Genomic DNA, 3,610 nt, shown 5'->3' on the forward strand with positions numbered 1-3,610 from the left:
TATCTCAACAGCCTGTCGCCTTACAAGGCCATGAGTAAATTGGTTACGATTAATGTTGTAAACCTCAAAACCATGTTTCTTTGCAATCATTCTTGTATTATCATCCGATTCAGAATCAATAATAATTTTGCGCAAATTAGCCATTTTTTGATTTTCAATACAATTTAGCATCGTTTCAAAACATTTACCTGCATTAAGTGTTGGTATCATTAATCCAACTTTTGGTTCTTCAATAACCATACTAATCCTCCACGTAATTAGAAAACACAAAAAAACAGTTTCTGGTGGGTGCTTGCTTCAGAATAAAAATCTAAGGTATTTTTCAACCCATTCAAAATCATATATCAGTTTTAAAGATAGGATAGCACCTAAATCCCAGTAACTTACGGCACATAAAATACTTTCCTTAATATAAGACAACTACGCTTGTTTCGCCGCCTGCTCTTAAATATTTTAGAAGGCTCCATCACTCTTGAAAATACTAATTATATTTTTAAAGCAAATCCTAAAGTCAAACCAAAACGACTGGTTTTCCACATAATAAAGTTCAATATCACACCGCTCTGGATAACCGATATTAGAGCGGCCTGTCGCTTGCCAATAACCCATTGCTCCAGGTTTGACTGATAAAAGTTCAGATGTGCGCTTACCATATTCGGACAATTCTTCACTGACAACCGGTCGTGGTCCAATTAGTGCCATTCACCCTTTAGTACATTTATAAATTGAGGAATTTCATCCAAAGATGATTTCCGCAGCAAGCTACCGACCTTTGTAACACGTGGATCTTTACCCTCAGGAAGTTTATAATTATTCTTTTTGTACTCATGGTAAAGTTTTGGATCTTTACGCAATTTTTTATTAGCGTCAATAATCATTGAGCGAAACTTGATAATTTTAAATGGTTTTCCATGGAGACCAATTCGGACCTGTTTGTAAAAAATGAGCCCTTTGTTCTCCCCAAAACAATCAATCATGAAAACAGCCAAAAAAATTGGACTTAGAATTAACAATGCACATAAAGAAAGCACAATATCCAAAATACGCTTTGACACCATATAGACTCGCATACTTTGACGCATACTACCCTTTTTTAGAAATTTCCATAGCTCTGAGCTCCTCGTAAATTAAATGACTTTTCTATCTTTTGCTAGGTCTAAAACAACCAGTGTTTTCGCTGTTTTCTGGGCATCACAATCTCACCAGTATCGATCTGTTCACCATTCAACAAATTCCGAGCGTTGGTTGCAAAACGTTCAGGATATTTCGAATCCATTTCATTTAATACTTGATAGGCCTTCGTCATTGCAAAGCCCCGATTTTTCAGCGTATGTGCATCTGATGCGACCACCTGCACCAAACCGCACTTAACGAATTCTTTTGCAGTTCGCTGGACTTGGTCCCCAAAAGTGCCAACTAAACTCGTGGCCGTAACCTGTGCCAAGACCCCATCTTCGGCCAACTTGTATAATCGCTGCGGTTCGGCAATAATTTGAGCATTCCGTTCAGGGTGTGCAATGACCGGGGTAATCCCCTCACAAGACAATTGAAAAATCATCTCATCCAAGTAACTTGGTACCATCTCGTGGGGAAGTTCCAACAGTAAATAGTGTCTACTGGCATCTATGCCCAACAAATCATCAACATTTTCCATCAACTGACCATTTAGATGTACCTCTTGACCAGGAAAAATGGTTAACGGAATATCATTTGCATCTAGCTTTGCTTGAAATGCCTTAACCGCAGCCGCCACATCGCCGGCATGATTGAGATAGTGCCGATCCATATGATGTGGTGTCGCTAAAATATAGCGAATCCCGTCAGCAACCGCCTGCCGTGCTAATTCCAATGACGCTTCTAAGGAAGGTGAACCATCATCAATAGCCGGTAAGATGTGGCAATGTAAGTCAACTAAATTATTTATCTTCATCGCTGTAGTACCCGTAGCCACTGTTGTAACCATGATGAGAACCATCACGGACATCGTTCAAGACGGCACCCAAAATATTAGCTTGCGATTTTTTCAACGAATTCACAGCGTCGCGAACCGCTGCTTTTTGGGCTACACCTTGGCGAACAACTAAAACTGTGCCGTCTACTTTATTTGCTAACAGTTGTGAGTCAGTCACCGGCAAAATTGCTGGTGCATCAACAATCACCAAATCTAAGTTACGCGTTGCCGAAGTCAAAAATTCAGTCATTTTGTTACTACCCAATAGTTCGGCTGGGTTAGGTGGCTTCGGACCACTCGTCATCACGAATAGGTTACCAATGACGGGATGGATTGCATCATTCACATCATCCATTTGGTTGGCTAACCATGAACTTAATCCCTTATGATTTTTAAGTCCAAACGTTTTATGAATGGTTGGTCGCCGCAAATCAGCATCGACCAATAAAACTTGCATCCCTTCCTTGGCATACTCCACCGCCAAGTTACCACTTACTGTCGACTTACCTTCACCAAGCATGGCCGAGGTCACCATCAAAGTTCGTAGCTTGTGATCGGTGGCCGCAAAGTTGATATTGGTTCGAATTGTTTTAATCTGCTCAGTAATGACCGACATAGGTTCATTAATCGTCGTGAGATTAATTGGGGCCGTAGTCGTTATATTCTGTCCTTTACGTTTAAACATCTAACACCCTCCTAAACTCGTTTCATCGCTTGTGACGATGTTCGATCGTTATGCGTATGATAGCCACCATTCAGATTCAAGGCCTGTTTCTTCATTGAATGGTGATGTTGATGGTTAACCAAGCCTAAACTAGTCAATCCTAATTCATCAGTTAAGAAATCAGCATCGTGAACGCGGCGATCAGTGAGCATCCGAATCGCTGCATAAGCAAATCCTAATAGCAAGCCAACAACTAGCCCAATCAACATATTCAGCGGCTTCTTCGGCGATACTGCGCCATTTGGCGTTTCGGCCGGAGCAACAATCGTGACGTTGTTGACCTTAATAATCTTTTGTACTTGATTCTTAAAACTACGAGCAATTTGATTAGCAATCGTCGCACTAGCTTTTGCATCAGCATCAGTCACTGCAATCGAGAAAACCTGTGAGTTGGTCGTGCTTGTCACACTCACTTCACTTTTCAATGTATTCAGTGAACGCTCAATACCATAACGTTTGCTTAATTGTTGCTTAGCTGGTTTTAAAACCACCTGTCCAGCAATTAATTCTTTGTAGGTCGTAATCATCTGAACATCGGCCTGCTGCCCAGCATACTCAGTAGCGGCGTTAGTATTTTTACGGTTAACCAAAATCTGGACACTTGATTGGTACTTAGGTGTAATTACAAAAAAGGTCAACCCTGCGGCAACTATCAATCCCACCAACGTAAAACTGACAATTGCGCGCCAGTATTTACGGACAAGCCGGATAAAAAAGTCAAAACTTACTGTTTGATCCATCATTCACTCTCCAAAATTAACAAGATTAAAACACGTTTTAACTAACGCTATTAAATACAATCTATCATCAAATATAACATTGCATTGGTTGATTTACAATTGAAGTTCAAGGAGCAATCTCACCTATTGACTGCAATTCAAGATTTTTCATTTACCTTTTGATAGAGGGTTCCATGATAGTCTCTATCATGTTTT

4 protein-coding genes and 1 pseudogene are annotated in these 3,610 nt (G+C 40.3%); all 5 read right to left on the reverse strand.

Features of this window, described 5'->3' with window-relative positions:
• Positions 1–240: glycosyltransferase (locus tag KGF65_RS16385; RefSeq protein ID WP_216788251.1), on the reverse strand; the 240-nt coding region annotated here is incomplete at its 3' end.
• A gap of 213 nt (positions 241–453) precedes the next feature.
• Positions 454–1,082: pseudogene (locus tag KGF65_RS16390) on the reverse strand (sugar transferase).
• A 74-nt stretch (positions 1,083–1,156) separates the two neighbouring features.
• Positions 1,157–1,930, reverse strand: a complete 774-nt coding sequence (locus tag KGF65_RS16395; RefSeq protein ID WP_216788252.1) for a tyrosine-protein phosphatase — start codon at positions 1,928–1,930, stop codon at positions 1,157–1,159.
• Positions 1,917–2,636, reverse strand: coding sequence for a CpsD/CapB family tyrosine-protein kinase (locus tag KGF65_RS16400; RefSeq protein WP_216788253.1), 720 nt, complete (start codon positions 2,634–2,636; stop codon positions 1,917–1,919). Before KGF65_RS16400 ends, KGF65_RS16395 begins: the two co-directional genes overlap by 14 nt.
• Positions 2,637–2,647: 11 nt before the next feature.
• Positions 2,648–3,418, reverse strand: coding sequence for a Wzz/FepE/Etk N-terminal domain-containing protein (locus tag KGF65_RS16405; protein WP_216788254.1), 771 nt, complete (start codon positions 3,416–3,418; stop codon positions 2,648–2,650).
• Between the last annotated feature and the right edge of the window lie 192 nt (positions 3,419–3,610).

Source organism: Lactiplantibacillus sp. 30.2.29, from assembly GCF_018991255.1.
Classification (GTDB): domain Bacteria; phylum Bacillota; class Bacilli; order Lactobacillales; family Lactobacillaceae; genus Lactiplantibacillus; species Lactiplantibacillus pentosus.

What these genes read in the sequence shown, in the direction of transcription:
- KGF65_RS16395 (WP_216788252.1), bottom strand. Translation starts at nt 1,930, where the DNA reads ATGAAGATAAATAATTTAGTTGACTTACATTGCCACATCTTACCGGCT.
- KGF65_RS16400 (WP_216788253.1), bottom strand. Translation starts at nt 2,636, where the DNA reads ATGTTTAAACGTAAAGGACAGAATATAACGACTACGGCCCCAATTAAT.
- KGF65_RS16405 (WP_216788254.1), bottom strand. Translation starts at nt 3,418, where the DNA reads ATGATGGATCAAACAGTAAGTTTTGACTTTTTTATCCGGCTTGTCCGT.